General features: G+C 51.1%; 1 protein-coding gene. It reads right to left on the minus strand.

All coding sequences use genetic code 11. The features are described from left to right. Positions 1-235, minus strand: a 235-nt coding sequence (locus tag AB3U87_RS22585; protein ID WP_477181482.1) for a flagellin N-terminal helical domain-containing protein, incomplete at both ends; no start/stop codon positions are given.

Consider the following 235-nt stretch of genomic DNA (forward strand, 5'->3'; position numbering starts at 1 on the left):
TACCGATACGGTTGATTTCAGACAGACGCGCGTCAACTTCTTTCTGGATTGAGTCGATGTCGTCGGCGCTGTTGGTGCCGTTTTTCGCCTGAACAGTCAGTTCACGGATACGCTGTAAGTTGGTGTTCATCTCGTTCAGAGAACCTTCAGCCGTCTGAGTCAGAGAGATACCGTCGTTGGCGTTACGTGCCGCCTGAGTCAGACCTTTGATCTGAGAGTTCATGCGGTTAGCAAT

Source organism: Erwinia plantamica (assembly GCF_043420595.1).
In the GTDB taxonomy this organism is placed as follows: domain Bacteria; phylum Pseudomonadota; class Gammaproteobacteria; order Enterobacterales; family Enterobacteriaceae; genus Erwinia; species Erwinia aeris.